At 64.7% G+C, this 25,886-nt stretch carries 22 protein-coding genes; 16 read left to right on the top strand and 6 right to left on the bottom strand.

The features are described from left to right. Window positions 1-2 precede the first annotated feature (2 nt). The 8 genes from APT63_17770 (at window position 3) to APT63_17735 (ending at window position 9,656) form a co-directional block, all read left to right on the top strand. On the top strand, window positions 3-2,657 hold the full coding sequence (locus APT63_17770; GenBank protein AMA47315.1) for an exoribonuclease R: 2,655 nt from the start codon (window positions 3-5) through the stop codon (window positions 2,655-2,657). Then, window positions 2,654-3,400: a 23S rRNA methyltransferase gene (locus APT63_17765; protein ID AMA47314.1), complete on the top strand. Its 747-nt coding sequence runs from the start codon at window positions 2,654-2,656 to the stop codon at window positions 3,398-3,400. The genes APT63_17770 and APT63_17765 overlap by 4 nt, the downstream gene beginning before the upstream one ends. A gap of 198 nt (window positions 3,401-3,598) precedes the next feature. Further along, complete coding sequence (locus tag APT63_17760; GenBank protein ID AMA47313.1) at window positions 3,599-4,024, top strand: 30S ribosomal protein S6; 426 nt, start codon at window positions 3,599-3,601, stop codon at window positions 4,022-4,024. Window positions 4,025-4,053: 29 nt separating this feature from the next. Next, window positions 4,054-4,284: a 30S ribosomal protein S18 gene (gene rpsR / locus APT63_17755; protein ID AMA47312.1), complete on the top strand. Its 231-nt coding sequence runs from the start codon at window positions 4,054-4,056 to the stop codon at window positions 4,282-4,284. Between the two features lie 33 nt (window positions 4,285-4,317). Further along, window positions 4,318-5,202, top strand: coding sequence for a hypothetical protein (locus APT63_17750; protein ID AMA47311.1), 885 nt, complete (start codon window positions 4,318-4,320; stop codon window positions 5,200-5,202). A 20-nt stretch (window positions 5,203-5,222) separates the two neighbouring features. Continuing rightward, on the top strand, window positions 5,223-5,669 hold the full coding sequence (gene rplI / locus APT63_17745; GenBank protein AMA47310.1) for a 50S ribosomal protein L9: 447 nt from the start codon (window positions 5,223-5,225) through the stop codon (window positions 5,667-5,669). 110 nt (window positions 5,670-5,779) lie between these two features. Then, window positions 5,780-7,177 (top strand): replicative DNA helicase, encoded by a 1,398-nt coding sequence (locus APT63_17740; GenBank protein AMA47309.1) that lies wholly within the window; start codon window positions 5,780-5,782, stop codon window positions 7,175-7,177. Between the two features lie 178 nt (window positions 7,178-7,355). Beyond that, window positions 7,356-9,656 carry a YgiQ family radical SAM protein gene (locus APT63_17735; GenBank protein AMA47308.1) on the top strand — a complete coding sequence of 767 codons (2,301 nt, stop codon included), beginning with the start codon at window positions 7,356-7,358 and terminating at the stop codon, window positions 9,654-9,656. 454 nt (window positions 9,657-10,110) lie between these two features. On the opposite strand, the gene APT63_17730 is transcribed toward APT63_17735, so the two are convergent. Next, window positions 10,111-10,698 (bottom strand): LOG family protein, encoded by a 588-nt coding sequence (locus tag APT63_17730; GenBank protein AMA47307.1) that lies wholly within the window; start codon window positions 10,696-10,698, stop codon window positions 10,111-10,113. Window positions 10,699-11,031: 333 nt separating this feature from the next. On the opposite strand from APT63_17730, the gene APT63_17725 reads away from it, so the two are divergent. Further along, window positions 11,032-11,481 (top strand): azurin, encoded by a 450-nt coding sequence (locus APT63_17725; protein AMA47306.1) that lies wholly within the window; start codon window positions 11,032-11,034, stop codon window positions 11,479-11,481. 57 nt (window positions 11,482-11,538) lie between these two features. Here APT63_17725 and nadE read toward each other — a convergent pair whose 3' ends face one another. Both nadE and APT63_17715 read right to left on the bottom strand, forming a co-directional pair. Then, on the bottom strand, window positions 11,539-12,366 hold the full coding sequence (nadE, locus tag APT63_17720) for an NAD(+) synthase (protein AMA47305.1): 828 nt from the start codon (window positions 12,364-12,366) through the stop codon (window positions 11,539-11,541). 3 nt (window positions 12,367-12,369) lie between these two features. Further along, window positions 12,370-13,575: a nicotinate phosphoribosyltransferase gene (locus APT63_17715; GenBank protein AMA47304.1), complete on the bottom strand. Its 1,206-nt coding sequence runs from the start codon at window positions 13,573-13,575 to the stop codon at window positions 12,370-12,372. Between the two features lie 462 nt (window positions 13,576-14,037). Between APT63_17715 and APT63_17710 the strand changes: the two genes are divergently transcribed. From APT63_17710 to APT63_17685, 6 genes are all read left to right on the top strand, one after another. Then, window positions 14,038-15,174: a branched chain amino acid ABC transporter substrate-binding protein gene (locus tag APT63_17710; protein AMA47303.1), complete on the top strand. Its 1,137-nt coding sequence runs from the start codon at window positions 14,038-14,040 to the stop codon at window positions 15,172-15,174. A 148-nt stretch (window positions 15,175-15,322) separates the two neighbouring features. After that, window positions 15,323-16,237: a branched-chain amino acid transporter permease subunit LivH gene (locus APT63_17705; GenBank protein AMA47302.1), complete on the top strand. Its 915-nt coding sequence runs from the start codon at window positions 15,323-15,325 to the stop codon at window positions 16,235-16,237. 2 nt (window positions 16,238-16,239) lie between these two features. Continuing rightward, a complete protein-coding gene (locus APT63_17700) occupies window positions 16,240-17,547 on the top strand; it encodes a branched-chain amino acid ABC transporter permease (GenBank protein AMA47301.1) in 1,308 nt (435 codons plus the stop codon). Continuing rightward, the gene (locus APT63_17695; protein ID AMA47300.1) at window positions 17,544-18,419 is read left to right on the top strand and encodes an ABC transporter ATP-binding protein; all 876 of its coding nucleotides are present in this window, start codon (window positions 17,544-17,546) and stop codon (window positions 18,417-18,419) included. Before APT63_17700 ends, APT63_17695 begins: the two co-directional genes overlap by 4 nt. After that, window positions 18,416-19,132, top strand: coding sequence for an ABC transporter ATP-binding protein (locus tag APT63_17690; GenBank protein AMA47299.1), 717 nt, complete (start codon window positions 18,416-18,418; stop codon window positions 19,130-19,132). Before APT63_17695 ends, APT63_17690 begins: the two co-directional genes overlap by 4 nt. A 603-nt stretch (window positions 19,133-19,735) precedes the next feature. Then, entirely contained in the window at window positions 19,736-20,506 is a 771-nt protein-coding gene (locus APT63_17685; GenBank protein ID AMA47298.1) for an NAD(P)-dependent oxidoreductase, read from the top strand. A 353-nt stretch (window positions 20,507-20,859) separates the two neighbouring features. Here the strand turns inward: APT63_17685 and APT63_17680 are convergent, their stop codons facing one another. The 3 genes from APT63_17680 to APT63_17670 all read right to left on the bottom strand — a co-directional run bounded on the left by APT63_17680 (window position 20,860) and on the right by APT63_17670 (window position 23,074). Then, window positions 20,860-21,969 carry an N-acylglucosamine 2-epimerase gene (locus APT63_17680; GenBank protein ID AMA47940.1) on the bottom strand — a complete coding sequence of 370 codons (1,110 nt, stop codon included), beginning with the start codon at window positions 21,967-21,969 and terminating at the stop codon, window positions 20,860-20,862. 60 nt (window positions 21,970-22,029) lie between these two features. Further along, window positions 22,030-22,662: a TetR family transcriptional regulator gene (locus APT63_17675; GenBank protein AMA47297.1), complete on the bottom strand. Its 633-nt coding sequence runs from the start codon at window positions 22,660-22,662 to the stop codon at window positions 22,030-22,032. 103 nt (window positions 22,663-22,765) lie between these two features. After that, the gene (locus APT63_17670; GenBank protein AMA47296.1) at window positions 22,766-23,074 is read right to left on the bottom strand and encodes a hypothetical protein; all 309 of its coding nucleotides are present in this window, start codon (window positions 23,072-23,074) and stop codon (window positions 22,766-22,768) included. Window positions 23,075-23,397: 323 nt separating this feature from the next. Between APT63_17670 and APT63_17665 the strand changes: the two genes are divergently transcribed. Continuing rightward, complete coding sequence (locus APT63_17665) at window positions 23,398-25,437, top strand: hypothetical protein (protein ID AMA47295.1); 2,040 nt, start codon at window positions 23,398-23,400, stop codon at window positions 25,435-25,437. The last annotated feature ends 449 nt before the right edge of the window (window positions 25,438-25,886 follow it).

Below are 25,886 nucleotides of genomic sequence, written 5' to 3'. Positions count from 1 at the left end.
TGATGGCCGATTGGCAATCCCTCGATCCCGAGGCCGCCCGAGAAGCGGAAAAATACGAGAATCCCATCCCCAGCCGTGAGCTGATCCTGCAGCACCTCGACGATCGTGGCGAGCCGGCTGCGCGCGAACAACTGGCCGCCGAGTTCGGCCTGCACGAAGAAGACGACATCGAGGCCCTGCGCCGCCGCCTGCGCGCCATGGAGCGCGACGGTCAGCTGATCTATACCCGGCGTGGCACCTATGCCCCGGTAGACAAGCTCGACCTGATCTGCGGCCGCGTGTCGGGCCACCGTGACGGCTTCGGCTTCCTCATTCCCGACGACGGCAGCGAGGACCTGTTCCTCAGCCCGACGCAGATGCGCCTGGTGTTCGATGGCGACCGCGCGTTGGCGCGCGTCTCCGGCGTCGACCGTCGTGGTCGCCGCGAAGGCACGCTGGTGGAAGTCGTCTCCCGTGCCCACGAAAGCGTGGTCGGTCGCTACTTCGAAGAAGGCGGCATCGGCTACGTCACGCCGGACAACCCCAAGATCCAGCAGGAAGTGCTGGTCACGGCGGGTCGTAACGGCGGCGCCCGCATCGGGCAGTTCGTGCAGATCAAGATCACCCACTGGCCCACCCCACGCTTCCAGCCCCAGGGCGACGTGGTCGAAGTGATCGGCAACTACATGGCGCCGGGCATGGAGATCGACATCGCGCTGCGCAGCTACGACATCCCCCATGTCTGGCCCGAGGCCGTGGTCAAGGAAGCGCGCAAGTTCCGCTCCGAAGTCGAGGAGAAGGACAAGGAGCGACGCATTGACCTGCGTCACCTGCCGTTCGTCACCATCGACGGCGAAGACGCCCGCGACTTCGACGATGCCGTCTACTGCGAGCCCCTGGGCAAGCTGCGGCTGTTCTCCGGTGGCTGGCGCCTGTACGTCGCCATCGCCGACGTATCCAGCTATGTCCGCCTGGGTTCGGCCCTGGATGACGAGGCGCAGCAGCGCGGCAACTCGGTGTACTTCCCCGAGCGCGTCGTGCCGATGCTGCCCGAAGAACTCTCCAACGGCCTGTGCTCGCTGAACCCGCACGTTGACCGGTTGGCGATGGTCTGCGAGATGACCATGAACAAGTCGGGCCAGATGGTCGACTACCAGTTCTACGAAGCCGTCATCCACTCCCATGCACGCCTGACCTACAACAAGGTCAGCAGCATGCTCGAGCACGCCCGGACCCGCGAAGGCAAGGCCCTGCGCGAGGAATACAGCGAGGTGCTGCCGGACCTCAAGCAGCTCTACGCGCTGTACAAGGTCCTGCTGGCCGCGCGCCAGACCCGGGGTGCGATCGACTTCGAAACCCAGGAAACCCGCATCATCTTCGGGTCCGAGCGCAAGATCGCGGAAATCCGTCCGACCGTGCGCAACGATGCCCACAAGCTGATCGAGGAGTGCATGCTGGCGGCCAACGTGGCCACCGCCGAGTTCCTGCAGAAGCATGGCGTGCCGGCCCTGTACCGGGTGCACGACGGCCCGCCGCCGGAGCGTCTCGAGAAGCTGCGTGCCTTCCTGGGTGAGCTGGGCCTGTCCCTGCACAAGGGCAAGGAGCCGTCGCCGAAGGACTACAAGGCCCTGCTGGCGAGCATCGCCGGGCGTCCGGACTTCCATCTGATCCAGACCGTGATGCTGCGCTCGCTGAGCCAGGCGGTGTACAGCGTCGAGAACAACGGCCACTTCGGCCTGAACTACGAGGCCTACACCCACTTCACCTCGCCGATCCGCCGCTACCCGGACCTGCTGGTGCACCGTGCCATCCGCAGCGTGATCCGCTCCAAGGTCGATACGCCGCACGTCAAGCGTGCCGGCGCGGCAAGCATCCCCAAGGCGCGTATCTACCCGTACGACGAGCCTGCGCTGGAGCAGCTGGGCGAGCAGTGCTCGCTGACCGAGCGCCGCGCCGACGAGGCCACGCGCGACGTGGTCAACTGGCTCAAGTGCGAGTACATGAAGGACCGCGTCGGCGAGACCTTCCCGGGCGTGATCACCGCGGTCACCGGCTTCGGCATCTTCGTCGAGCTGACCGACATCTACGTCGAAGGCCTAGTCCACGTCAGCGCGCTGCCGGGCGACTACTACCACTTCGATGCCGTGCACCATCGCCTGTCCGGCGAGCGCACGGGCCGCCACTTCCGCCTGGGCGACACCGTCGAGGTCAAGGTCATGCGCGTCGATCTCGACGAGCGCAAGATCGACTTCGAAGTGGCTCAGTCGACGCTCGATGCCCCGATTGGCCGCAAGTCGCGCAGTGCGTCGACGACCGGCGAAGGCAAGGGCAAGGGCGACAAGGCCGCGACCGGCAAGTCCGGTGGCCGTGCCCGCAGCGAGGCCGAGGCACCTGCCAAGGCCGAGAAGGCGGCCGAACCCAAGCCCAAGGCCACACGTGCCCGCAAGGGGGAGGCTGCCGAGGCTTACTTCCCGGCGCAGGCCGTGCAACGCAACGCCGAGGTGCGCAAGAGCCGCGAAATGAAGCAGGCCCTGATGAGCGAAGCGCGCAGCGGCAGTGCCGGCGGCAAGTCGAGCAAGTCGGACAAATCGGACAAGCCGAGCGGCAAGCCGACCAAGCATCGCAAAGGGCCATCGAAGTCGTCGGGTTCGTCACGCAAGGGCAAGAGCACCTCATGAGTCAGCTGGAAAAAATCTACGGGGTGCATGCCGTCCAGGCGCTGCTCGATCATCACCCCAAGCGGGTCAAGCAGATCTGGCTGTCCGAAGGGCGCAGCGAGCCACGCCTGCAGCGCCTGCTGGAACTGGCCGCGCAGAACCGTGTGCCGGTCGGTCAGGCCGAGCGCCGTGAGCTCGATGCCTGGGTCGAAGGCGTGCACCAGGGCGTGGTCGCCGATGTGAGCCCCAGCCAGGTCTGGGGCGAGGCCATGCTCGAGGAGCTGCTCGAGCGCAGCGAGCAGCCGCCGCTGATCCTGGTGCTCGACGGCGTCACCGACCCGCACAACCTCGGCGCCTGCCTGCGCACCGCCGATGCCGCCGGGGCCACGGCCGTGGTGATCCCCAAGGACAAGTCCGCGACCCTGACCGCCGTGGTGCGCAAGGTCGCCTGTGGCGCGGCCGAAGTCATCCCGCTGGTGGCGGTCACCAACCTGGCGCGCACCCTGGAGAAACTCCAGCAGCGCGGCCTGTGGGTGGTCGGCACGGCCGGCGAGGCCGAGCAGGAGATCTACCAGCAGGACCTCACCGGTCCGCTGGTGATGATCATGGGCGCCGAGGGCAGAGGCATGCGCCGACTGACCCGCGAACACTGCGACTTTCTGGTCAAGCTGCCGATGGCCGGCAGCGTCAGCAGTCTCAACGTCTCGGTGGCCACCGGCGTCTGCCTGTTCGAAGCCGTGCGCCAGCGCCAGGCCAAGCGCTGATACCTCCGGTGTGAGCAGCCGCCCGGCGGCTGTTCAAATAATCACCACTGCGCTTGCGTGCCCGTTCACCCTTCTCTACAATTGCGCCCCTTGCCCGCAGGCAGGTGCGCATGCGCCTTTCTCTTGGCGAGACACACAGTGTCATTCACTCCTTGTCTGACCAGTTCGCTGGCAGACTACAACCCGTAAGGAGCATTCATGCGTCATTACGAAATCATCTTCCTGGTCCACCCGGACCAGAGCGAGCAAGTCGGCGGCATGGTTGAGCGCTACACCAAGCTGATCGAAGAAGACGGCGGCAAGATCCACCGTCTGGAAGATTGGGGCCGTCGTCAACTGGCCTACGCGATCAACAACGTTCACAAGGCTCACTACGTGATGCTGAACGTCGAGTGCACCGGCAAGGCCCTGGCCGAGCTGGAAGACAACTTCCGCTACAACGATGCCGTGATCCGTAACCTGATCATCCGTCGCGACGAAGCCGTTACCGGTCAGTCCGAGATGCTGAAGGCCGAAGAGAACCGCAGCGAGCGCCGTGAGCGTCGTGAACGTCCTGAGCATTCTGAGTCCGCCGATGGCGACGACAGCAATGACAGCGACAACAGCGACAACGCTGACGAGTAATCCACGGACCTTCTTGAGGAGCCCATTACATGGCACGTTTCTTCCGTCGTCGTAAATTCTGCCGCTTCACTGCTGAAGACGTGAAAGAGATCGACTACAAAGATCTCAACACCCTGAAAGCTTACGTATCCGAAACCGGCAAGATCGTTCCAAGCCGTATCACCGGTACCAAGGCTCGTTATCAGCGTCAGCTGGCTACCGCTATCAAGCGCGCCCGCTTCCTGGCCCTGCTGGCCTACACCGACAGCCACGGCCGCTGAGACCGGGTGATCGACAGGTAGCAAGGATAGAGCATGCGAGCGTTGGCTGATTTCATCATGCGCGGTCGTGTGCAGGCCACCCTGGTGGTGGTCGGTTGTGCGGCGTTGCCGCTGTTGTTCTGGTTGAGTGCCGCCGCGGCGAGCCTGGTGCTGTTGCGGCGCGGTTTCAAGGATGCCACCTCGGTCATCGCCTGGGCAGTCTTGCCGGGCCTGGTCTGGTGGTTCTTCGGCGAACCCCGCACCTTGATGGTGCTGCTGGGAGCGTTGGGGCTGGCGGCGTGCTTGCGCGCTGGCCAATCCTGGAACCGGGTGCTGTTGTACAGCGTCGGGCTGGGCCTGTTGTACGGGGTCATCCTGGGTTCGGTGTTCCGCGAACCGATCGAAGCGTTGGCGCAGGCCCTGGCAAAGGGCTTGCCGCAGATGCTCGGCGGTTTCTACCAGAAGCTTTCGGTAGAAGAGCAGGGACGCCTCGGGGCGATCCTCGTGCCGGTGCTCGTCGGCCTGGTGGCCGCAGCCTTGCAGCTGGTGACCGTGCTGTCCCTGATGTTGGGCCGGTACTGGCAGGCGGCACTGTACAACCCGGGTGGTTTCGGCCGCGAGTTCCATGCGGTCCGATTCACCGTGGCGCCCGCCTCGCTGCTGGTGGTCGGCATGCTGTTCGGTCCCAATCTGGGGCTGGCGATGCTGACCCCGCTGTGCAGCGTGCCGCTCATGCTGGCAGGGGCAGCCCTGTTGCACGGGCTGGTGGCGCAGAAGCGGCTGGCCAGGTTCTGGCTGACCGGGATGTACGTAACGCTCGTGCTGTTCATGCAACTGACCTATCCGTTGCTCGTGGTTCTAGCCATTGTCGATAGCCTGATTGATTTTCGCGGTCGCCTGTCACCCAAGGGTGACGATTCCGCGAACGGTGAAGGTTAAAAGTTAAGAGGTTTTACCAAATGGAACTGATCCTGCTGGAAAAAGTCGCCAACCTGGGCAACCTGGGCGACAAAGTGAAAGTAAAGGCTGGCTACGGCCGTAACTTCCTGCTGCCGTTCGGCAAAGCCGTCGCTGCCAACGCTGCCAACCTGGCTGCGTTCGAAGAGCGTCGCGCCGAGCTGGAAAAAGCCGCTGCTGACCGTAAGACGTCCGCTGAAACGCGCGCTGCCCAACTGGCCGAGCTGGAAGTCACCATCACCGCTACCGCGGGCGATGAAGGCAAGCTGTTCGGTTCGATCGGCACCCACGACATCGCTGACGCCCTGACCGCCTCCGGCGTCGAAGTGGCCAAGGCTGAAGTGCGTCTGCCGAACGGCACCATCCGTAACGTCGGCGAATACGACGTTGCCGTGCACCTGCACAGCGACGTTGAAGCCACCGTTCGCGTGGTCGTCGTCGCAGCCTAAGCGGTACCGATCGGCTGGCCCCTCGTGGACTGGCCGGTTAACATCGGGCACGGTCCTGCACAGCAGGTCGTGCCCTTTGTGTTTTTCATCACCCAGATTTCCCGGTGGACATGAACGAGATCGCAAACGCCGAACAACTGGACCTGCAGACCGCAGCGCTCAAGGTACCTCCGCATTCCGTCGAGGCCGAACAGGCCGTGCTCGGCGGCCTGATGCTGGACAACAATGCCTGGGAGCGGGTGCTGGACCAGGTCTCGGACGGCGATTTCTATCGACATGACCATCGCCTGATCTTCCGCGCGATCCACAAGCTGGTCGACCTCAACCAGCCGTTCGACGTGGTCACGCTGCACGAGCAGCTCGAGAAGGAAGGGGTGTCCTCGCAGATCGGTGGCCTGGGCTACCTGGGCGAGCTGGCCAAGAACACCCCGTCGGTGGCCAACATCAAGGCCTACGCGCAGATCATTCGCGAGCGTGCCACGCTGCGCCAGTTGATCAGCATCAGCACCGACATCGCCGACAACGCCTTCAACCCCCAGGGGCGCAACGCCGAGGAAATCCTCGACGACGCCGAGCGACAGATCTTCCAGATCGCCGAGGCGCGGCCGAAGACCGGCGGCCCGGTCGGGGTCAACGAACTGCTGACCAAGGCCATCGACCGCATCGACACGCTGTTCAACTCCGACAGCGACATCACCGGTATTTCCACCGGCTACACCGACCTGGACGAAAAGACCAGCGGCCTGCAGCCGGCCGACCTGATCATCGTCGCCGGCCGACCGTCGATGGGCAAGACCACCTTCGCCATGAACCTGGTGGAGAACGCCGTGTTGCGCAGCGACAAGGCCGTGCTGGTGTTCTCGCTGGAGATGCCAGGCGAATCGCTGATCATGCGTATGCTCTCGTCGCTGGGCCGCATCGACCAGACCAAGGTGCGTTCCGGTCAGCTGGACGACGACGATTGGCCGCGCCTGACCTCGGCGGTGAACCTGCTCAACGACCGCAAGCTGTTCATCGACGATACGGCCGGCATCAGCCCGTCGGAAATGCGCGCCCGCACCCGGCGCCTGGCCCGCGAACATGGCGAGATCGCCATGATCATGGTCGACTACCTGCAGCTGATGCAGATCCCCGGCTCGGCCGGCGACAACCGGACCAACGAGATCTCTGAGATCTCCCGCTCCCTCAAGGCCCTGGCCAAGGAGTTCAACTGCCCGGTCATCGCCCTGTCGCAGCTCAACCGCTCCCTCGAGCAGCGCCCGAACAAGCGCCCGGTCAACTCCGACCTGCGTGAATCCGGTGCGATCGAGCAGGACGCCGACGTGATCATGTTCGTCTACCGCGACGAGGTGTATCACCCGGAGACCGAGCACAAGGGCATCGCCGAAATCATCATCGGCAAGCAGCGTAACGGTCCCATCGGCTTCGTGCGGCTGGCGTTCATCGGCAAGTACACCCGGTTCGAGAACCTGGCGCCGGGCAGTTACAACTTCGATGACGATGAGTGACAACGACCTAGTCCCGCCTGCCCTGATGCCGGTGTAGCGACTCCTTGCTCCCGTGGCAGCGGCTGCCTCAGCGAGGCAAGCCGCTCCGATAAATCCGACTACTGTCGTCGGATGTGATCAATTCTTGTGCTATATTCCGCGCCCGCGATTTCCCTGCACACCGACACTGGTGACTGACATGCACGCAGCCAAGCCTCTCTACGACTATCCCAAATACTGGGCCGAATGCTTCGGACCGGCGCCATTCCTGCCCATGAGCAGGGAGGAGATGGATCAGCTCGGCTGGGATTCGTGCGACATCATCATCGTGACCGGCGATGCCTACGTCGACCATCCGTCGTTCGGCATGGCGATCATCGGCCGACTGCTGGAAGCCCAGGGCTTCCGCGTGGGCATCATCGCCCAGCCGAACTGGCAGTCGAAGGACGACTTCATGAAGCTCGGCGAGCCGAACCTGTTCTTCGGGGTCGCGGCCGGCAACATGGACTCGATGATCAACCGCTACACCGCCGACAAGAAGGTTCGCTCCGACGACGCCTACACCCCCGGCGGCCTGGCCGGCAGTCGGCCGGACCGTGCCAGCCTGGTGTACAGCCAGCGCTGCAAGGAAGCGTACAAGCACGTGCCGATCGTGCTCGGCGGCATCGAGGCGTCGCTGCGCCGCATCGCGCACTACGACTACTGGCAGGACAAGGTCCGCCACTCGATCCTGATCGACGCCTGCGCCGACATCCTGCTGTTCGGCAACGCCGAGCGCGCGGTGGTCGAAGTGGCCCAGCGCCTGGCGTTCGGGGAAAGCATCGAGAGCATCACCGACGTGCGCGGTACCGCCTTCGTGCGCCGCGACACGCCCCAGGGCTGGTTCGAGATCGATTCGACCCGCATCGACCGGCCTGGCCGGGTCGACAAGATCATCAACCCCTACGTCAACACGCAGGACACCCAGGCGTGCGCCATCGAGCAAGCCAAGGGCGAGGTCGAGGACCCGAACGAAGCCAAGGTGGTGCAGATCCTCGACAGCCCGGGCATGACCCGCGACAAGTCGGTGATCCGCCTGCCGTCGTTCGAGAAGGTGCGCAACGACCCGGTCCTGTACGCCCACGCCAACCGTGTGCTGCACCTGGAAACCAACCCCGGCAACGCGCGGGCGTTGGTGCAGAAGCATGGCGAGGCGGACGTGTGGTTCAACCCGCCGCCCATCCCGATGACCACCGAGGAAATGGACTACGTGTTCGGCATGCCGTATGCGCGGGTGCCGCACCCTGCCTACGGCAAGGAGCGCATCCCGGCCTACGAGATGATCCGTTTCTCGGTGAACATCATGCGTGGCTGCTTCGGTGGCTGCACGTTCTGCTCGATCACCGAGCACGAAGGGCGGATCATCCAGAACCGCTCCCACGAATCGATCCTGCACGAGATCGAGGAGATGCGCGACAAGGTGCCGGGCTTCACCGGCGTGGTCTCCGACCTCGGCGGCCCGACCGCCAACATGTACCGCATCGCCTGCAAGAGCCCGGACATCGAGAAGCACTGCCGCAAGCCGTCGTGCGTCTTCCCGGGCATCTGCGAGAACCTCAACACCGACCACAGCTCGCTGATCTCGCTGTACCGCAAGGCCCGCGCGCTGCCGGGGGTGAAGAAGATCCTGATCGCTTCGGGCCTGCGCTACGACCTGGCGGTCGAGTCGCCGGAGTACGTCAAGGAACTGGTGACCCACCACGTCGGTGGCTACCTGAAGATCGCGCCGGAGCATACCGAGCGTGGTCCGCTGGACAAGATGATGAAGCCGGGGATCGGCACCTACGACCGCTTCAAGCGCATGTTCGAGAAGTTCTCGAAGGAAGCGGGGAAGGAGCAGTACCTGATCCCGTACTTCATCGCGGCCCACCCCGGCACCACCGACGAAGACATGATGAACCTGGCGCTGTGGCTCAAGGGCAACGGCTTCCGGGCCGACCAGGTGCAGGCCTTCTACCCGTCGCCCATGGCGTCGGCCACGGCCATGTACCACTCGGGCAAGAACCCGTTGCGCAAGGTCACCTACAAGAGCGAAGGGGTGGAGATCGTCAAGAGCGACGAGCAGCGCCGTCTGCACAAGGCCTTCCTGCGCTACCACGACCCGAAGGGCTGGCCGATGCTGCGCGAAGCCTTGGAGCGCATGGGCCGCGCCGACCTGATCGGTCCTGGCAAGCACCAGCTGATCCCGTTGCACCAGCCGCAGTCCGACAGCTACCAGAGTGCGCGCCGCAAGAACTCCACGCCGGCCGGCAGCCACAAGGTGGCCAAGGAACAGAAGATCCTCAGCCAGCACACCGGCTTGCCACCGCGCGCCAGCGACGGCAGCAAGCCCTGGGACAAGCGCGAGCAGGCCAAGGCCGAAGCCTTTGCGCGTAACCAGAAGGCGGCGAAGGAGCGCAAGGACGCGGCCAAGGGCGGCAAGGCCGGGCGCAAGCCGCGTCAGCCGGCGTTGCCGCGCTGAGGGCATGACGCGTACGGCCCTTCCAGGGCCGATCGCGGGCAAGCCCGCTCCTATAGAACAAAAAATAGCTTGTTGATTTCAAAGGAAATAATTTAAGAACTCTGTGGGCTCTGCGGGCCCAATCGCGGCACTGGGGCCGCTCCCACAGGTGACCGCGATAGCCTGCAACCCCGCGGTGGGGCTACGGGTGTAGGAGCGGCCCCAGTGCCGCGATGGGCCGCAGGGCGGCCCTAAAATCGATTAGCAATGAAGCTTCGAATCCTGCCACCTATCGCCATGTTCTCTGCGCGACAGTGCCGCGCCAAGGCGGCGGGCGGACTCCCACAAGCTGCTTGCGTAGTAATGTCTACACCGACGGCTGAAGAGGTCTGGGTGAGAGCTGGCTTGCCAGCGATGGGCCCGTAGAGACTGCAATGCCAGTGGCGCTACACCTCGAGCGCCCCTGTTCCCAGGCTCATCCTGGGTTGCTCTCCACCCACTTCGGCACCACCGGCGTCTTCATCTGCGCCATGCCTTCCAGCAACGCCCCCGCCTCGCTGCCCAGCCGCAACATCGCCCGATGCTGAGGCCGCACGAACCCCTCGTCGACGATGTGATCGAGGAAGCTGCCCAGCTTCTCGTAGAACCCGTTCACGTCCAGCAACCCCAGGGGCTTGGCGTGATAGCCCAGCTGCCCCCAGGTCCAGACCTCGAACAGTTCCTCCAACGTGCCCAGCCCACCCGGCAGGGCGATGAAGGCGTCGCTCAGCTCGGCCATGCGGGCCTTGCGCGCGTGCATGCCATCGACCACTTCAAGACGGGTCAGCCCGGCATGACCGATCTCGGCATCCTTGAGGCTTTGCGGGATGATCCCGATCACTTCGCCACCGGCTGCCAGCGCCGCATCGGCGACGATGCCCATCAAGCCCACGGCACCGCCGCCGTAGACCAGGGTCAGCCCGCGCTCGGCCAGGGTGCGACCCAGGGCGATCGCCGCTTCACGGTAGAGGGGGTTGGCGCCAGCGCTGGCGCCGCAGAAGACACACACGGAACGTAGGGACATCGATCATCTCCAGTGAAAGACCGGGCCTAGGGTAAGGCCCTCAGCCGTTCACGGCCAGACCGGTCATTCGGGGCGGGCGAATTCGCAGACCGGCGCACCGGTGGCGCCGCAGGCGTAGGCGGCCAGGAAACCTTTCATGAAATGCGTGAGCGACATTGTTACAACTCCTAAATGAACGATTGTTCAATCGTCTATCAAAGGGGCAAGATGCGCTCCAAGATTTTTTGCATGCCGCTCATACAAGGTTTCAACCGATCGACCATCGTCTCTGTGTCCACCGGAGCCGAATCGGTCGATCAGCTGAGTCGGCCACCCCTGCCAAGGAGATTCACGATGTTCCTCAAAGCGGTTGCGGTATCCCTGTTCACGCTGGCCAGCGCCAGCGCCTTCGCCGCCGAATGTGCGGTCACGGTCGAATCGACCGACCAGATGTCCTACACCACCCAATCGTTCACCGTCGACAAGAGCTGCAAGGCCTTCACGGTCACGCTCACCCATTCGGGCAACCTGCCGAAGAACGTGATGGGCCACAACCTGGTGATCAGCAAGACGGCCGATGCCCAGTCCATCGCCAACGAAGGCATGAGCCAGGGCCTGGACAAGGAATACCTGAAGACGGACGACCCCCGCATCATCGCCTATACCAAGATGATCGGTGCGCCCGAGAAGGAGGACACCATCACCCTCGACCTGTCCAAGCTGGAGGTCGGCGGTGACTACACCTTCTTCTGCACCTTCCCAGGCCACATGGCGCTGATGAAAGGCAAGGTCGTCGTTCAGTAAGACAGGCCCGCGGTGAGCGGGAAGCGGGAGACGATCGTCCCGCTCACCGCGGCGCCATCATGGCGCGAACGGCAGTTCGCGCTTGTGCTGCGTCTTGCGGTAGGCCGAGACGATGATCTCGGCGACGCGGTCGGCCACCGGCTTGTCGTGGAGGAAGTCGTCGATCTCGACGTAGGTCACCCCGTGGGCCGCTTCGTCCGGCTTGCCAGGCGCCAGGTCCTCGAGGTCGGCGGTCGGCACCTTCTCGACCAGGTTCTCCGGCGCACCCATGGCCCGTGCGATGGCCCGCACCTGCTGCTTCACCAGGCCGCTGAGCGGTGCCAGGTCACATGCACCGTCCCCGAACTTGGTGAAGAACCCCATGACCGCCTCGGCGGCGTGGTCGGTACCGATCACCAGCCCCTGGCAGGCACCGGCGATGGTGTACTGGGCGACCATGCGCATGCGCGCCTTGGTGTTGCCGACCACGAAGTCCTTGGTGGCTGCCGAACTGTCGTCCAGGGCCTTCACGTTACCGACCAGCGCGCGCACGGCGGGTGCGATGTCCACCGTCTGTATCTCATCGGGCTTGATCACGTCCAGGCAGGCCTGGGCATCGTGCTCGTCCTGCTGCACGTGGTACGGCAGCCGCACGGCGACGAACCGGTACGCCGAATCGCCGGTCGCCTCGCGCAGCTCACGCACCGCCCGCTGTGCCAGCAGCGCACCGGTCAGCGAGTCGACGCCGCCACTGATCCCCAGGACCAGTGACTTCAGCCCGGCATTGCCCAGGCACTGCTTGATGAACGCCACGCGTCGGGCAATCTCTTTCTTCAGCGCCGCGTCATCGGCGAACGGCGGCTGGACCTTGAGCTGCTGGATGATCTCCTGCTGGCTGGCTTGCATGGGTTACTCCTTGTTGGGGACTTTGAACACATGGCGCAGGTAGGTGACGAAGTTCTCGTCGCGGCACTGCGTCTTGGCGGACTCGTCGGAGATCTTGGCCACCGGCGAGCCATTGCAGTCGGTCATCTTGACCACGATGCTCATGGGCGTCACGCCTGGGATGTCACAGGTCAGGTTGGTGCCGATGCCGAAGCTCACGTTGATCCGACCGCGCAGGGCCCGGAAGATTGCCAGCGAACGAGGCAGGTCGAGCCCGTCGGAGAACACCAGGGTCTTGGTCATCGGGTCGATGCCCAGCTGGCGATAGTGCGCGATGGCTTTCTCCGCCCAGGCGATCGGATCGCCCGAGTCGTGGCGCAGACCATCGAAGAGCTTGGCGAAGTACAGGTCGAAGTCGCGCAGGAAGGCGTCCATGGTGACGCAGTCGGTCAGGGCGATGCCCAGCAGGCCGCGGTACTCGCGCACCCAGCAGTCCAGCGCGGCGATCTGGCTGTCGATCAGGCGCGGACCGAGCTGCTGATGGGCCATGATCCACTCGTGGGCCATGGTCCCGAGAGGCTTGATTCCGAGTTTCCAGGCCAGGTTGACGTTGCTGGTACCGACGAAGCGCGCCGGGAAGTCATCACGCAGCACCCGCACCACTTCGGCCTGGACCTGGCTGGAAAAACGCCGTCGCGTGCCGAAGTCGGCCACCTGCAAGGCGTCGAGCTCCTCGGCGCTGGCATGCGCCTGCAGCCAGTCGAACTTGCGGTACAGCTGGTCGCGGGCCTCGCTCAGGCGCATCTGCGGGTGCAGGTGCCGGTTGCGTACTTCGCTGATGATCGCCAGCAGCGGCACTTCGAACAGGATCACGTGCAGCCAGGGGCCGCGCAGGCGCAGGAACAGCTGGTCATGCTCGATGCCGATGCGCACGTAGCGCAGGTTGAAGCGGAACAGGCCCAGAAAACGCAGGAAATCCGGCTTGAGGAAGCTGATGCGCTCTAGGAAGGTCAACTGGCCTTCATCGAGGGTGAGGTCGGCCAGTCGCTCGAGCTGCTGACGAATGTCGTCCAGATAAGGGCGCAGGTCCTCGCCGTTGCGGCAGCGAAACTCCCACTCGACATCGGCATCCGGGTAGTTGTGCAGGACGCCCTGCATCATGGTCAGCTTGTAGAAATCGGTGTCGAGCAGGTTGTGCACGATGCGCTCGGCGAATGCGCTCTCGCTCATGTAGGGACTCCAAGTCGGCGGCGCCTGCCGAAACCAACAGGCGCGCGGGGTAGGGGTCATTGTGCCCAATGCCGTCGGCTTTAGCGATCCATGAAGCGTCCAGCCGGTGTGAAGGCTGCCCTCCCTCCAGGCACCGCCAGCCTCGCAACAGTGCCCCCAGTAGCAGTCACGCACCGACGTTGTGCACTTCGGTGACGCTGGCTGTTACACGGCCATGCCGATGCTGAGCGCGCTCAGGGTTGCAATGATGGCGCCTCACGGTTGCGCCGTCCGTGCACGGAAGGTGGCGACAGGCACGTGCTTGACGGTTGCACGTGCCGTAACACCACCTCGCGCGGCCCTCTGTCTTGCGTCTTCGTCCCGCACCTCCCGGCGAAAGGAGACGCATGGCACGCCGCTTGCTCATAGCTCGATGCTGAAGTTGCAGTGCCTAGACCATAACAATTCCAGGAGCACTACCTCATGTCGCAGTCGTTCTACAGAAAAGGCGTATTGGCCATTGCCGTGGCGTCGGTGCTGGGCCTTTCATCCTATGCGCAGGCCGACCTCAAGATCGGTGTCGCCGGGCCCATGACCGGTGCGAACGCGGCGTTCGGCGAGCAGTACATGAAGGGCGCGCAGGCCGCGGCCGACCAGATCAACGCCGCCGGTGGGGTCAACGGCGAGAAGATCGTGCTGGTCAAGGGGGACGATGCCTGCGAGCCCAAACAGGCGGTGTCGATCGCCAACCGCCTGGTTGATCAGGACAAGGTCGCTGGCGTGGTCGGTCACTTCTGCTCGTCCTCGACCATTCCGGCCTCGGAGGTGTACGACGAGGCCGGCGTCATCGCCATCACGCCAGGCTCCACCAACCCCCAGGTCACCGAGCGCGGCATGGTGGGCATGTTCCGCATGTGCGGGCGTGACGATCAGCAAGGGGTGGTCGCCGGCAACTACATCATCGACGTGCTCAAGGGCAAGAAGGTCGTGGTGCTGCACGACAAGGACACTTATGGCCAGGGCCTGGCCGACGCCACCAAGGCGCAGCTGGAGAAGCGCGGGGTCAAGCCGGTGCTCTACGAGGGCCTGACCCGGGGCGAGAAGGACTTCAGCGCCGTGGTGACCAAGATCCGCGCCGCCGGTGCCGACGTGGTCTACTTCGGCGGCCTGCACCCGGAAGCCGGCCCTCTGGTGCGCCAACTGCGTGAGCAAGGGCTCAAGGACGTGGCGTTCATGTCCGACGACGGCATCGTCACCGACGAGCTGGTCGCTACCGCAGGCGGTGCGCAGTACACCAATGGCGTCTACATGACCTTCGGCGCCGACCCGCGTCTGCTGCCCGACAGCAAGGCGGTGGTCGAGCAATTCCGCAAGGGCGGCACCGAGCCTGAGGGCTACACCCTGTACGCCTACGCCTCGATCCAGGCCCTGGCGGCCGCGTTCAACGGCGCCGGTTCGAACAAGGGCGAGGACGCCGCCGAATGGCTCAAGGCCAACCCGGTCAAGACCGTGATGGGCGAGAAGCGCTGGGACAAGAAGGGCGACCTGACCGTCTCCGACTACGTGGTCTACCAGTGGGACGCCAACGGCAAGTATCACCAGCTCGAACAACAACAATAAGAACGATGAGCCGTCCGGGCGGGTGCCTGGACGGTTTCGCGGTACCCCTCCACATTCGTGAACCCATCCGGTCGTGCAGCGCAAGGTCGTGTTTCATGCAGCCGCGCGTGCGCCTCTGGGTGCGGTCTCGATCAGGTGAGATTGCGTTATGGATGGTATTTTCCTGCAGCAACTGGTCAACGGCCTGACCCTCGGGTCGGTCTATGGCCTGATCGCCATCGGCTACACAATGGTCTATGGCATCATCGGCATGATCAACTTCGCGCACGGCGAGGTGTACATGATCTCCGCGTACCTCGCGGCGATCAGCCTGGCATTGCTGGCCTGGTTCGGTATCGAGTCCTTCCCGTTGCTGATGCTCGGCACGTTGCTGTTCACCGTCGTGGTGACCGGCGTCTACGGCTTCACCATCGAGCGCATCGCCTACAAACCCCTGCGCAACTCCACGCGCCTGGCGCCGCTGATCAGCGCCATCGGCATTTCCCTGATCCTGCAGAACTACGCCCAGATCAGCCAGGGCGCCCGCCAGCAAGGCGTGCCGACGCTGCTCGAAGGGGCCCTGCGCATCGACGTGGGCAGCGGGTTCGTGCAACTGACCTACACCAAGATCTTCATCCTGATCGCTGCCTTCGTCGGCATGGGCGTGCTCACCTACGTGATCAAGTACACCAAGCTCGGGCGCATGTGCCGCGCCACCCAGCAGGACCGCAAGATGGCCTCGATCCTGGGGATCAACACCGACCGGGTGATCTCCTACGTGTTCGTCATCGGCGCCGTGATGGCCGCGCTCGCAGGCGTGCTGATCACCCTCAACTACGGCACCTTCGACTTCTACGCCGGCTTCATCATCGGCATCAAGGCGTTCACCGCCGCCGTGCTCGGAGGTATCGGTTCGCTGCCCGGCGCCATGCTCGGCGGGATCATCCTGGGGATCTCCGAATCGCTGTTCTCGGGCCTGATCAACTCCGACTACAAGGACGTGTTCAGCTTCTCGTTGCTGGTGCTGATCCTCATCTTCCGGCCCCAGGGCCTGTTGGGTCGTCCCCTGGTGGCCAAGGTATGAACATGACCTCTTCTACTCCTTCTGTCGCTTCCGCCCCCGCCGCCCCGGCCTTCAGCCTCAAGCGTAGCCTGCTGGAAACCGTGGTGGCGGGCCTGCTGGCGCTGATCGTGTTCGGCCCGGTGGTCGGCGTGGTGCTCGATGGCTACAGCTTCAATGCCCATCCGGCACGGGTCGCCTGGCTGGTCGGCGCGGTGATGCTCGGGCGCTTCGTGCTCAGCCTGTACTTCCAGACCGCCGCCGGGCAGCGCGTGCTGCACGGGTTCGAGCGCGGTGGTTCGGGCGTGCACGTACTGGCGCCGGACTACAAGTCGCGGCTGCGCTGGATCATTCCGGCGCTGATCGTGATCGCCATCGTCTTCCCGGTCTTCGCCAACAAGTACCTGCTGACCGTGGTCATCCTCGGGCTGATCTACGTGCTGCTGGGCCTGGGCCTGAACATCGTGGTGGGCCTGGCCGGTCTGCTCGACCTGGGCTACGTCGCCTTCTACGCCATCGGCGCCTACGGCCTGGCGCTGGGTTACCAGTATCTGGGGCTGGGCTTCTGGAGCGTGCTGCCGCTGGCGGCCATCGCGGCGGCCCTGGCCGGTTGCGTACTGGGATTCCCGGTGTTGCGCATGCACGGCGACTACCTGGCCATCGTCACGCTCGGGTTCGGCGAGATCATCCGCCTGGTGCTGAACAACTGGCTGTCGTTCACCGGCGGGCCGAACGGCATGCCGGCCCCGTCGCCGACCTTCTTCGGCCTGGAGTTCGGACGGCGGGCCAAGGACGGGGGCGTGCCGTTCCACGAGTTCTTCGGCATCGACTACAACCCCAACCTGAAATTCCTGTTCATCTATGCCGTGCTGTTCATCGTCGTGCTGGCGGTGCTCTACATCAAGCACCGGCTGACGCGCATGCCCATCGGCCGAGCCTGGGAAGCGCTGCGCGAGGACGAGATCGCCTGCCGTTCGATGGGGCTCAACCATGTGCTGGTGAAGCTCTCGGCGTTCACCCTGGGCGCTTCCACGGCCGGCCTGGCCGGGGTGTTCTTCGCCACCTACCAGGGGTTCGTCAACCCGTCGTCTTTCACCTTCTTCGAGTCGGCACTGATCCTGGCCATCGTGGTGCTGGGCGGCATGGGCTCGACGGTCGGCGTGGTGATCGCCGCCTTCGTGCTGACCGTGGCGCCCGAGCTGCTGCGCAGCTTCTCGGAATACCGGGTGCTGCTGTTCGGCGTGCTGATGGTGTTGATGATGATCTGGCGTCCGCGCGGGTTGATTCGTATCAGCCGTGCCGGCGTAGTCCCGCGTAAAGGAGTGGCGCCATGAGCGATGAAGTCGTGTTGTCGGTCGACAACCTGATGATGCAGTTCGGCGGTATCAAGGCGCTCAGCGACGTCAGCCTGAAGGTCAAGCGCAACCAGATCTTCGCCCTGATCGGCCCCAACGGGGCAGGCAAGACCACCGTGTTCAACTGCCTGACGGGCTTCTACAAGGCCAGTGGCGGGCGGATCGAGCTGAACCTGCGCGGCGCACGCACCGACATCATCCAGCTGCTGGGCGAGCGTTTCGAGGCGACGGACTTCTTCTCGCCGTCGCGTTTCGCCAACCGGGTGTACTACAAGATGTTCGGCGGCACCCACCTGGTCAACCGCGCCGGCCTGGCGCGCACCTTCCAGAACATTCGCCTGTTCCGGGAAATGTCGGTGGTGGAGAACCTGCTGGTCGCCCAGCACATGTGGGTCAACCGCAACCTGCTGGCGGGCGTGCTCAATACGCCGGGCTATCGGCAGTCCGAGAGCGAGGCGCTCGACCATGCCTTCTACTGGCTGGAGGTGGTCGACCTGGTCGACTGCGCCAACCGCCTGGCCGGCGAGCTGTCCTACGGCCAGCAACGCCGGCTGGAGATCGCACGGGCCATGTGCACGCGGCCTGGGATCATCTGCCTGGACGAGCCCGCCGCCGGCCTCAACCCCCAGGAAACCGAAGCCCTCAGTCGGATGATCCGGGTGCTGCGTGACGAGCACGACATCACCGTGGTGCTGATCGAGCATGACATGGGCATGGTCATGAGCATTTCCGACCACATCGTGGTGCTCGATCACGGCAACGTCATCGCCGAGGGTGCGCCCCAGGACATTCGCAACAACCCCACGGTGATTGCCGCCTACCTGGGCGCCGACGAAGAGGAACTGGCATGAGTGGAGCGATTCTCGAACTGCGCGACCTGGACGTGTTCTACGGGCCGATCCAGGCCCTGCGCAAGGTGTCGATGCACATCGACAAGGGCGAGACCGTCAGCCTGATCGGCGCCAACGGCGCAGGCAAGTCGACGCTGCTCATGTCGATCTTCGGCCAGCCGCGTGCCGCCTCGGGGCAGATCCTCTACGAGGGCACCGACATCACGCGCAAGACACCGCACTACATCGCCTCCAACGGGATCGCCCAATCCCCGGAGGGGCGGCGGGTGTTCCCGGACATGACGGTCGAAGAGAACCTGATGATGGGTACCATCCCCATCGGCGACAAGCATGCGGACGCGGACATGCAGCGCATGTACACGCTGTTTCCACGGCTCAAGGAGCGGCGTACCCAACGGGCGATGACCATGTCCGGTGGTGAACAGCAGATGCTCGCCATCGCCCGCGCGCTGATGAGCCGGCCGCGCCTGTTGCTGCTCGACGAACCGTCCCTGGGATTGGCACCGATCGTGGTCAAGCAGATCTTCGCGACGCTGCGCGAGCTGGCCCAGGAAGGCATGACCATTTTCCTGGTGGAGCAGAACGCCAACCACGCGCTCAAGCTCTCGGACCGTGCTTATGTGATGGTCAACGGGCAGATCCGCATGACCGGCACGGGGCAGGAGCTGCTGGCCAATGACGAGGTGCGCAACGCTTACCTGGGCGGGCACTGACCGCATTGGGGAAAAGGTACCCCATCAGGTGCGCCGGACGAGGTTGCCGCTGTGTGGACAACGTGTCGCACCCGGGTAGCGTTGACAGGCGCCACAGGACGCTGTGCAGGCGTCACCGGCTGAGCTGCGTTGTGCACGGTTCGTGTGGAACCGGCTGTGGATAAGATGGGCGTAATCCGCTGCAGGCCTTGTCTGGCAAGGGCTGCAGCGGATTGTTCACATTTTGATCAAAAACGGCGAGTGGAGGGCACGTTCGTGCAGCAGGGATGAACAGTATGAACGTCATGGGGTGGACAATCTGTGCATAAGTCTGTGGAAAAGGCAGGAAAACCGGTATCGCCAGCTGTCTGGCGCCACTGACTCCTCAGGTTTTCCGAGTTTTCCACTGCATGACATAGGGTTGATCACAAGCGGCGGTTTTGCCCCCAGCCTGTGGGGAAAGGCTTGTGGATAAGGTGCGCATAATACGCTGCCGGCCTTATGGGCCGTGGCCTGTAGAGATTTGATCATTTTTTGATCAGGCATGCGTGCCTTGCCGAGATCACCGTGGCGCAGGCATGCTTCGATCCTTGTCCCCACGTCCTATCGATCAAGGAGAACAGCATGACGTCCACCGTATTCATTACCGGTGCCACTTCTGGCTTCGGCGAAGCCACTGCCCGGCGATTCGCCGAGGCCGGCTGGTCGCTGGTCCTGACGGGACGCCGCAAGGAGCGACTGGACGCGTTGTGCGCCGAACTGTCGGCCAAGACCCAGGTACACGGGCTGGTCGTCGATGTCCGCGACCGCCAGGCGATGGAAGAGGCGATTGCCAATCTGCCGCCGGCGTTCGCGACCCTGCGCGCCCTGGTCAACAACGCCGGCCTGGCCTTGGGGGTCGAACCTGCCCAGGCGTGCAGCCTGGACGAGTGGGAGACCATGGTCGACACCAACATCAAGGGCCTGATCTATACCACCCGCCTGTTGCTGCCTCGCCTGATCGCCCACGGGCGCGGCGCTAGCATCCTCAACGTCGGCTCGGTTGCCGGCAACTATCCCTATCCGGGCAGCAACGTGTACGGCGGCACCAAGGCCTTCGTCGGCCAGTTTTCCCTGAGCCTGCGCTGCGACCTGCGCGGAACGGGGGTGCGCGTCACCAACCTCGAGCCGGGCTTGTGCGAAAGCGAGTTCTCGCTGGTGCGCTTCGGGGGTGATCAGGCGCGCTACGATGCCACTTACGCTGGCGCAGAGCCGATCCAGCCGCAAGACATCGCCGAGACCATCTTCTGGGTGCTGAACCAGCCTGCCCACGTCAACATCAACAGCCTGGAACTGATGCCGGTGAGCCAGGATTGGGCCGGGTTCGCGATCGACCGGTCGCGCGGGGAGAAGTGAGGTAGGGTGAGGGGGCTGCGGGGAGTAGCGATCGCTGCCATCTCCGTCGTCCTGTCGCGTAGAGAACATGGGGATAGCTGGCAGGATCCGAAGCTTCATTGCTAATCGATTTTAGGGCCGCTTTGCGGCCCATCGCGGCCGGTCCGGCGCCCCGGCAGGGGCCGCTCCTACACCCGTAGTCCCACCGCGGGATTGCAGGCTATCGCGGTCACCTGTGGGAGCGGCCCCAGTGCCGCGATCGGCTCCGCAGGAGCCGCAGAGCCCGGCACCTCGGAGTAGCAGGCCGACGGCGTCTAAAGGCTTGCATCTTCTTCACGCCCCGCCAGATCCGCTTGCCGCTTGCCGCTTGCCGCTTACGGCTGCCCCTGCAACCCCGCCAGACAGGTCGCCAGGTGATAAGGCGTGGTCGAAGGCATGTCATGCCGACTGACCCGCCCTGCGCCATCGCGGCACTCATGCCACCCCTCGGCGGTGAGAAAGCGTGTCTCCAGCACCTGCAGCTGCCGCGCCAACGTCTCGCGCCAGGCGGGCCGCAGGGCCAGGGCGCGCACGTACTCGGCCTGGGCCCAGATGCGCTGGGTCGCGTCGATCACCTGCCCGTCGACACCAAGCATCGCCAGCACCGCACCGTCCTGCACGCCGACGCGCTCGGCATGGGCGAAACCGCGCGTGATCGAGGCATGCAGCGCGGTCTCGCGCAGCAAGGGGGAGGTGTCGAGCAGGAAGAACCACTCGAACTGATGCCCCGGCTCGAACCAGTTGTCCGCTGCCCCCCTGGGACGCTCCAGCATCACGCCGGTATCGGGGTCGACGAAGTCACGCTGCAAGGCCTCGCACAGCCCGATCAGCGCCTCCTGCACGGCCTCGTCCGCCCTGACCGCCAGGGTTTGCAGAAAGGCCTCGGCCAGGTGCATCTGCGGGTTCTGCAGCGGGCCGCTGCCCAGGTCCGACCAGTCCTCGCCCAGGCTGGCTTCATACAAGCCGTCGTCACGGGCGAAACGCTCGGCGACAACGCTCAGCGCACCCTCGAGGGTGGACGCGACCAGACGCTCGCCTACCTGGCCCCAATAATGGGCGCAGGCGAACACGATGAACGCGTGGGTGTAGAGGTCCTTGCGCCGATCCAGCGGCTGACCGTGCGCATCGATGCTGTAGAACCAGCCACCGTGCTCGGCATCGTGAAAATGCGTGCGCAACGAGCGGAACAGCGTGGCCGCCCGTTCAGCGGCACCGGGCTGCTCCAGGCGGCTGCTGAACAGGTACAGCTGGCGCGCGCATGCCATGGCGCGGTAGCGTACCACGGGCAAGGGACGATGCTCGGCGTCCAGGGCTTCATAGGGCAAGGCCATGTCCGCATTCCACCCCGGGCCTTGCCACAACGGCACGAGGGTATCGGCAAGGTGCTGCCTGAAGCGGTGCAGGCGGGCATCGAAGTCGGACGGGGCAGGTGAGGGCGTGGACATGAAGGCGCTCAGGACGGTCGGGCGGTGCGCCATGGTAGCAGAATCGGCCGCCGCGCGGCCTCAGCCTGGGTTGCCCAGCCCCTGCCAGTGACGGGCGCCGACGAAGATGAAGCGCAGCTGCTGGATGATTTTTTCCTGAGCGCTCAAGGACTCCGGCCATTCGACGTCCGGGGTGTCGATCAGCTCCGGCAGGGTGGCGAACACGGTCTTGACCACCAGGTCGGCCATCACCGCCAGCGCAGGCGCATCCAGATGCTGCCAGCGCGGCATGAGCGCCAGGTCGGTGGCCAGGTCCGAGCTGATGCCATGACGCAGACGGGCAATGGCCTGACGCACCACCTGGGACCCGCCGTATTGCTCGCGGGCCAGGAACAGGAACTGTGCCCGGTGGGCCGCGACCACGTCGAGGAAGATCCGTACCGACGCATCGGTAATGCCGCCCATTTCCAGTTCGTTCTGTCGCACCAGGCGAATGGTCTGGCGGAACGTGGCGTCTATGGCGCCGACCAGGGCCAGGCCCAGGGCGTCCATGTCCGGGAAGTGGCGGTAGAAGCCCGTGGGGACGATGCCGGCCAGACGTGCGACCTCGCGCAGGCTCAGGCTGCCGAAACCACGCCCGCTCTCCATCAACTGGCAGGCGGCATCGAGCAGGGCCTGTCGAGTCTGAAGCTTCTGTTCGGCGCGCGGCAGCATGGCGGGCAATCTGTGGCTGGTGTGGAACCGCACTCTAGAGAAAAGCACCGAGCCGGGTCAATGCAGGCTGAATCGAGTGTCCTGGTCCTGCGATGCGCTGCGCTCAACCCAGATGACCGGCCTTGCGCACACGCTCGGCGCCGCCTTCGGCGACCGCTTCGGCCCGTTCGAGCAGGCGATCGGCGCCGCCTTCGGCCACGGCCGTATCGCGTTCCAGCAGGCGGTCGGCCCCGCCTTCGGCAAGCTGTCCGGCGCGTTCGAGCAGACGGTCGGCACCGCCTTCGGTGAGAAAGACCTGGGCACTGTGCGTCGCGCGCACCTCGCCGAGGGTGGGCTGATCCGGTGCGGGCAGGGCGAGGGCCTGGGTCGACAGCAGGGACAGGCTCAGGCTGAGCAGCAAGAGAGATTTCATGGGATATGCTCCTGTAATGGGCAAGTGAAAGGGGGACGATGCCCATGCTACGCCGCACGTGCGTAACGAGAAGTGCATCCGGGTGATGGTGATCATCGACGCTGATGATGGTCGGCAGAGGCGCTCTGGCATGGGGGTTTGCAGCGCTCCGGGAGCAAGCGCGTGGTCAAGGGACGGGTACGGTGGTCTAGGCTGTAGGGGGCAAGCGCAAAAAAACCGTGATATCGCGCCTCGAATAAAACCTGACGGGATTTCGTCAGTCCGACGTAATACCACCGCTTTCGTCATCTTCGGCTTCGGCCCGCCATCAGGAGAACTTCGCAATGACGCGCCCTGCCCGAATCATCGCCTGGACCCTCGCCAGCCTCGTCGCGTTGCTGGCGGTGCTGGTGGTGATCATCGCCACCTTCGACTGGAATCGGGTCAAGCCGATGCTCAACGAGAAGGTGTCCGAAGCGCTTCATCGGCCGTTCGCCATCAATGGCAACCTGGCCGTGCGCTGGCAGCGCGAGCCTGAAGAAGGCGGCTGGCGCGCCTGGGTGCCGTGGCCGCGGTTCATCGCCGAAGACCTGACCCTGGGCAACCCGGACTGGGCCAAGGAGCCGCGCATGGTCGGCCTGGAGCGCGTGGAATTTCGGCTGTCGCCGCTGCCCCTGCTGGCGCAGCGCATCACCATCCCGCGCATCGATCTGACCAAGCCCGATGCGCAGCTGACCCGCCTGGCCGATGGCCGGGCCAACTGGACCTTCGACCTGGGGCCCAAGGACGAGAAGGCCGAACCGTCGAGCTGGGAGCTGGACATCGGTTCGATCCGCTTCGACCAGGGCAACGTGCGCTACGACGACCAGATGCTCAAGGCGAACGTGAAGGTGCAGATCGATCCGCTGGGCAAACCGATCCCGTTCAGCGAGATCGTTGGCAAGGAACGTGCGGAAAAGACCGGCAATGCCCAGGACTACGCGTTCGGCCTGAAGGCCGAGGGGCGTTACAAAGGTGAGCCGGTCTCCGGCACCGGCAAGATCGGTGGATTGCTGGCCCTGCGCGACAGCGACCAGCCGTTCCCTGTCCAGGCCGACGTCCGTGCCGCCGACACGCGGGTGGTCCTGGCCGGTACCGTGACCGACCCGCTCAACCTGGGGGCGCTCGATCTGCGTCTGCGGCTGTCGGGCAAGAGCCTGGGCAACCTGTACCCGTTGACCGGCGTGACCTTGCCCGATACCCCGCCGTATTCCACCGACGGCCACCTGACGGCCAACCTGCAGGACAAGCAGGGCATGCGTTTCCGCTACGAAGGGTTCAACGGCAAGATCGGCAACAGCGACATCCACGGCACCCTGGCCTTCGCCGCCAGCAAGCCCCGGCCCAAGCTCAGCGGCGAGCTGGTGTCTAACCAGTTGCTGTTCGAGGACTTGGCGCCGTTGATCGGTGCCGACTCCAACACCGAACAGAAGGCCCGGGGTGGCGCCAGCAAGCAACCAGCGGACAAGGTCTTGCCCGTGGAGGAGTTCCGCACCGAACGCTGGCGCGCCATGGACGCCGACGTGAAGTTCACCGGCAAGCGCATCGTGCACAGCAAGGAGCTGCCGTTCAATGACCTGTCGGCCCATGTGCTGCTCGAAGATGGCCTGCTGCGCCTGAACCCGCTGCGCTTTGGTGTCGCCGGCGGCAATCTGGAATCGCGCATCCGCCTGGACGGGCGCAACGTGCCGCTTCAGGGCCATGCCAAGCTCAGCGCCCGTGGTTTCAAGCTCAAGCAGCTGTTCCCGAGCTTCGCGCCGATGCAGACCAGCTTCGGCGAGCTCAACGGCGACGCCGACCTGCGCGGCCGTGGCAACTCGGTGGCGGCCTTGCTGGGCAGCTCCAATGGCGATCTGCGGTTGCTGATCAACGATGGGGCGATCAGCCGTAGCCTGATGGAAATCGCGGGCCTGAACGTCGGCAACTACCTGGTCGACAAGCTGTTCGGCGACGAAGAGGTAAAGATCAACTGCGCGGCGGCCGACGTCGGGATCAAGGACGGTCTGGCGAGCACGCGTGTGTTCGTCTTCGACACCGAGAACGCGATCATCTACGTCGATGGCAACGTCAACCTGGCCAGCGAGCGGATGGACCTGGAGGTCTCGCCCGAATCGAAAGGCTTCCGGCTGTTCTCCCTGCGTTCACCGCTGTACGTACGCGGGACCTTCGCCAAGCCCAATGCAGGCGTGAAGGCCGTACCGCTGGCACTGCGCGGCGCCGGCATGCTGGCCCTGGGTGCCACCGTCGGCCCGGCCGCCGGGCTGCTGGCCCTGATCGCCCCAGGGGACGACGTGCCGGATCAGTGCCGACCGCTGCTGGAGAAGGTGAAAGCGGGCAAGAAATGAGACAGAGGGGGCATGAGCGTGCTGGAGAAAAGGGGAGGGCGCTTGCGCCTGCCCCGGCCTCATCGCTGGCAAGCCAGCTCCCACACGGGTCGTGTGAACATCTGAAGGATCTGAGGGGCCCATGCCCCACACAGGCTGCGCGAAAGCCCGAAGAATTGAAGAGTCCATGATCCACTCACGCACTGGGCTGTCTTCGATCGCTAGCTACGGATGACAGCGTGGGGGCAACTGTCCTTTCCTACCCGGTAGATGCCCGACCGCATGGGCTGATGCGTGGGCCCTGCGGGCCCAACCGCGGCCGAGCCGGCACCTCGGCTGGGGCCGCTACACCCGTAGCTACACCGCAGTGTTACAGGCGATCACAGTACTGTGGGAGCTGGCTTGCCAGCGATAGCGTCGGTACAGCCCCAGCGCCTCACGCCAAACAAGCCTTGATGGAGCCGACATCT

The organism is Pseudomonas monteilii (assembly GCA_001534745.1).
Classification (GTDB): Bacteria; Pseudomonadota; Gammaproteobacteria; order Pseudomonadales; family Pseudomonadaceae; genus Aquipseudomonas; species Aquipseudomonas alabamensis.
Note: the sequence above shows the minus strand (reverse complement) of the source record. Positions and strands in the feature narration are given on the sequence as shown.

Coding starts and splice junctions, on each gene's coding strand:
- APT63_17770 (AMA47315.1), top strand. CDS start 3: ATGGCCGATTGGCAATCCCTCGATCCCGAGGCCGCCCGAGAAGCGGAA.
- APT63_17765 (AMA47314.1), top strand. CDS start 2,654: ATGAGTCAGCTGGAAAAAATCTACGGGGTGCATGCCGTCCAGGCGCTG.
- APT63_17760 (AMA47313.1), top strand. CDS start 3,599: ATGCGTCATTACGAAATCATCTTCCTGGTCCACCCGGACCAGAGCGAG.
- rpsR (AMA47312.1), top strand. CDS start 4,054: ATGGCACGTTTCTTCCGTCGTCGTAAATTCTGCCGCTTCACTGCTGAA.
- APT63_17750 (AMA47311.1), top strand. CDS start 4,318: ATGCGAGCGTTGGCTGATTTCATCATGCGCGGTCGTGTGCAGGCCACC.
- rplI (AMA47310.1), top strand. CDS start 5,223: ATGGAACTGATCCTGCTGGAAAAAGTCGCCAACCTGGGCAACCTGGGC.
- APT63_17740 (AMA47309.1), top strand. CDS start 5,780: ATGAACGAGATCGCAAACGCCGAACAACTGGACCTGCAGACCGCAGCG.
- APT63_17735 (AMA47308.1), top strand. CDS start 7,356: ATGCACGCAGCCAAGCCTCTCTACGACTATCCCAAATACTGGGCCGAA.
- APT63_17730 (AMA47307.1), bottom strand. CDS start 10,698: ATGTCCCTACGTTCCGTGTGTGTCTTCTGCGGCGCCAGCGCTGGCGCC.
- APT63_17725 (AMA47306.1), top strand. CDS start 11,032: ATGTTCCTCAAAGCGGTTGCGGTATCCCTGTTCACGCTGGCCAGCGCC.
- nadE (AMA47305.1), bottom strand. CDS start 12,366: ATGCAAGCCAGCCAGCAGGAGATCATCCAGCAGCTCAAGGTCCAGCCG.
- APT63_17715 (AMA47304.1), bottom strand. CDS start 13,575: ATGAGCGAGAGCGCATTCGCCGAGCGCATCGTGCACAACCTGCTCGAC.
- APT63_17710 (AMA47303.1), top strand. CDS start 14,038: ATGTCGCAGTCGTTCTACAGAAAAGGCGTATTGGCCATTGCCGTGGCG.
- APT63_17705 (AMA47302.1), top strand. CDS start 15,323: ATGGATGGTATTTTCCTGCAGCAACTGGTCAACGGCCTGACCCTCGGG.
- APT63_17700 (AMA47301.1), top strand. CDS start 16,240: ATGACCTCTTCTACTCCTTCTGTCGCTTCCGCCCCCGCCGCCCCGGCC.
- APT63_17695 (AMA47300.1), top strand. CDS start 17,544: ATGAGCGATGAAGTCGTGTTGTCGGTCGACAACCTGATGATGCAGTTC.
- APT63_17690 (AMA47299.1), top strand. CDS start 18,416: ATGAGTGGAGCGATTCTCGAACTGCGCGACCTGGACGTGTTCTACGGG.
- APT63_17685 (AMA47298.1), top strand. CDS start 19,736: ATGACGTCCACCGTATTCATTACCGGTGCCACTTCTGGCTTCGGCGAA.
- APT63_17680 (AMA47940.1), bottom strand. CDS start 21,969: ATGTCCACGCCCTCACCTGCCCCGTCCGACTTCGATGCCCGCCTGCAC.
- APT63_17675 (AMA47297.1), bottom strand. CDS start 22,662: ATGCTGCCGCGCGCCGAACAGAAGCTTCAGACTCGACAGGCCCTGCTC.
- APT63_17670 (AMA47296.1), bottom strand. CDS start 23,074: ATGAAATCTCTCTTGCTGCTCAGCCTGAGCCTGTCCCTGCTGTCGACC.
- APT63_17665 (AMA47295.1), top strand. CDS start 23,398: ATGACGCGCCCTGCCCGAATCATCGCCTGGACCCTCGCCAGCCTCGTC.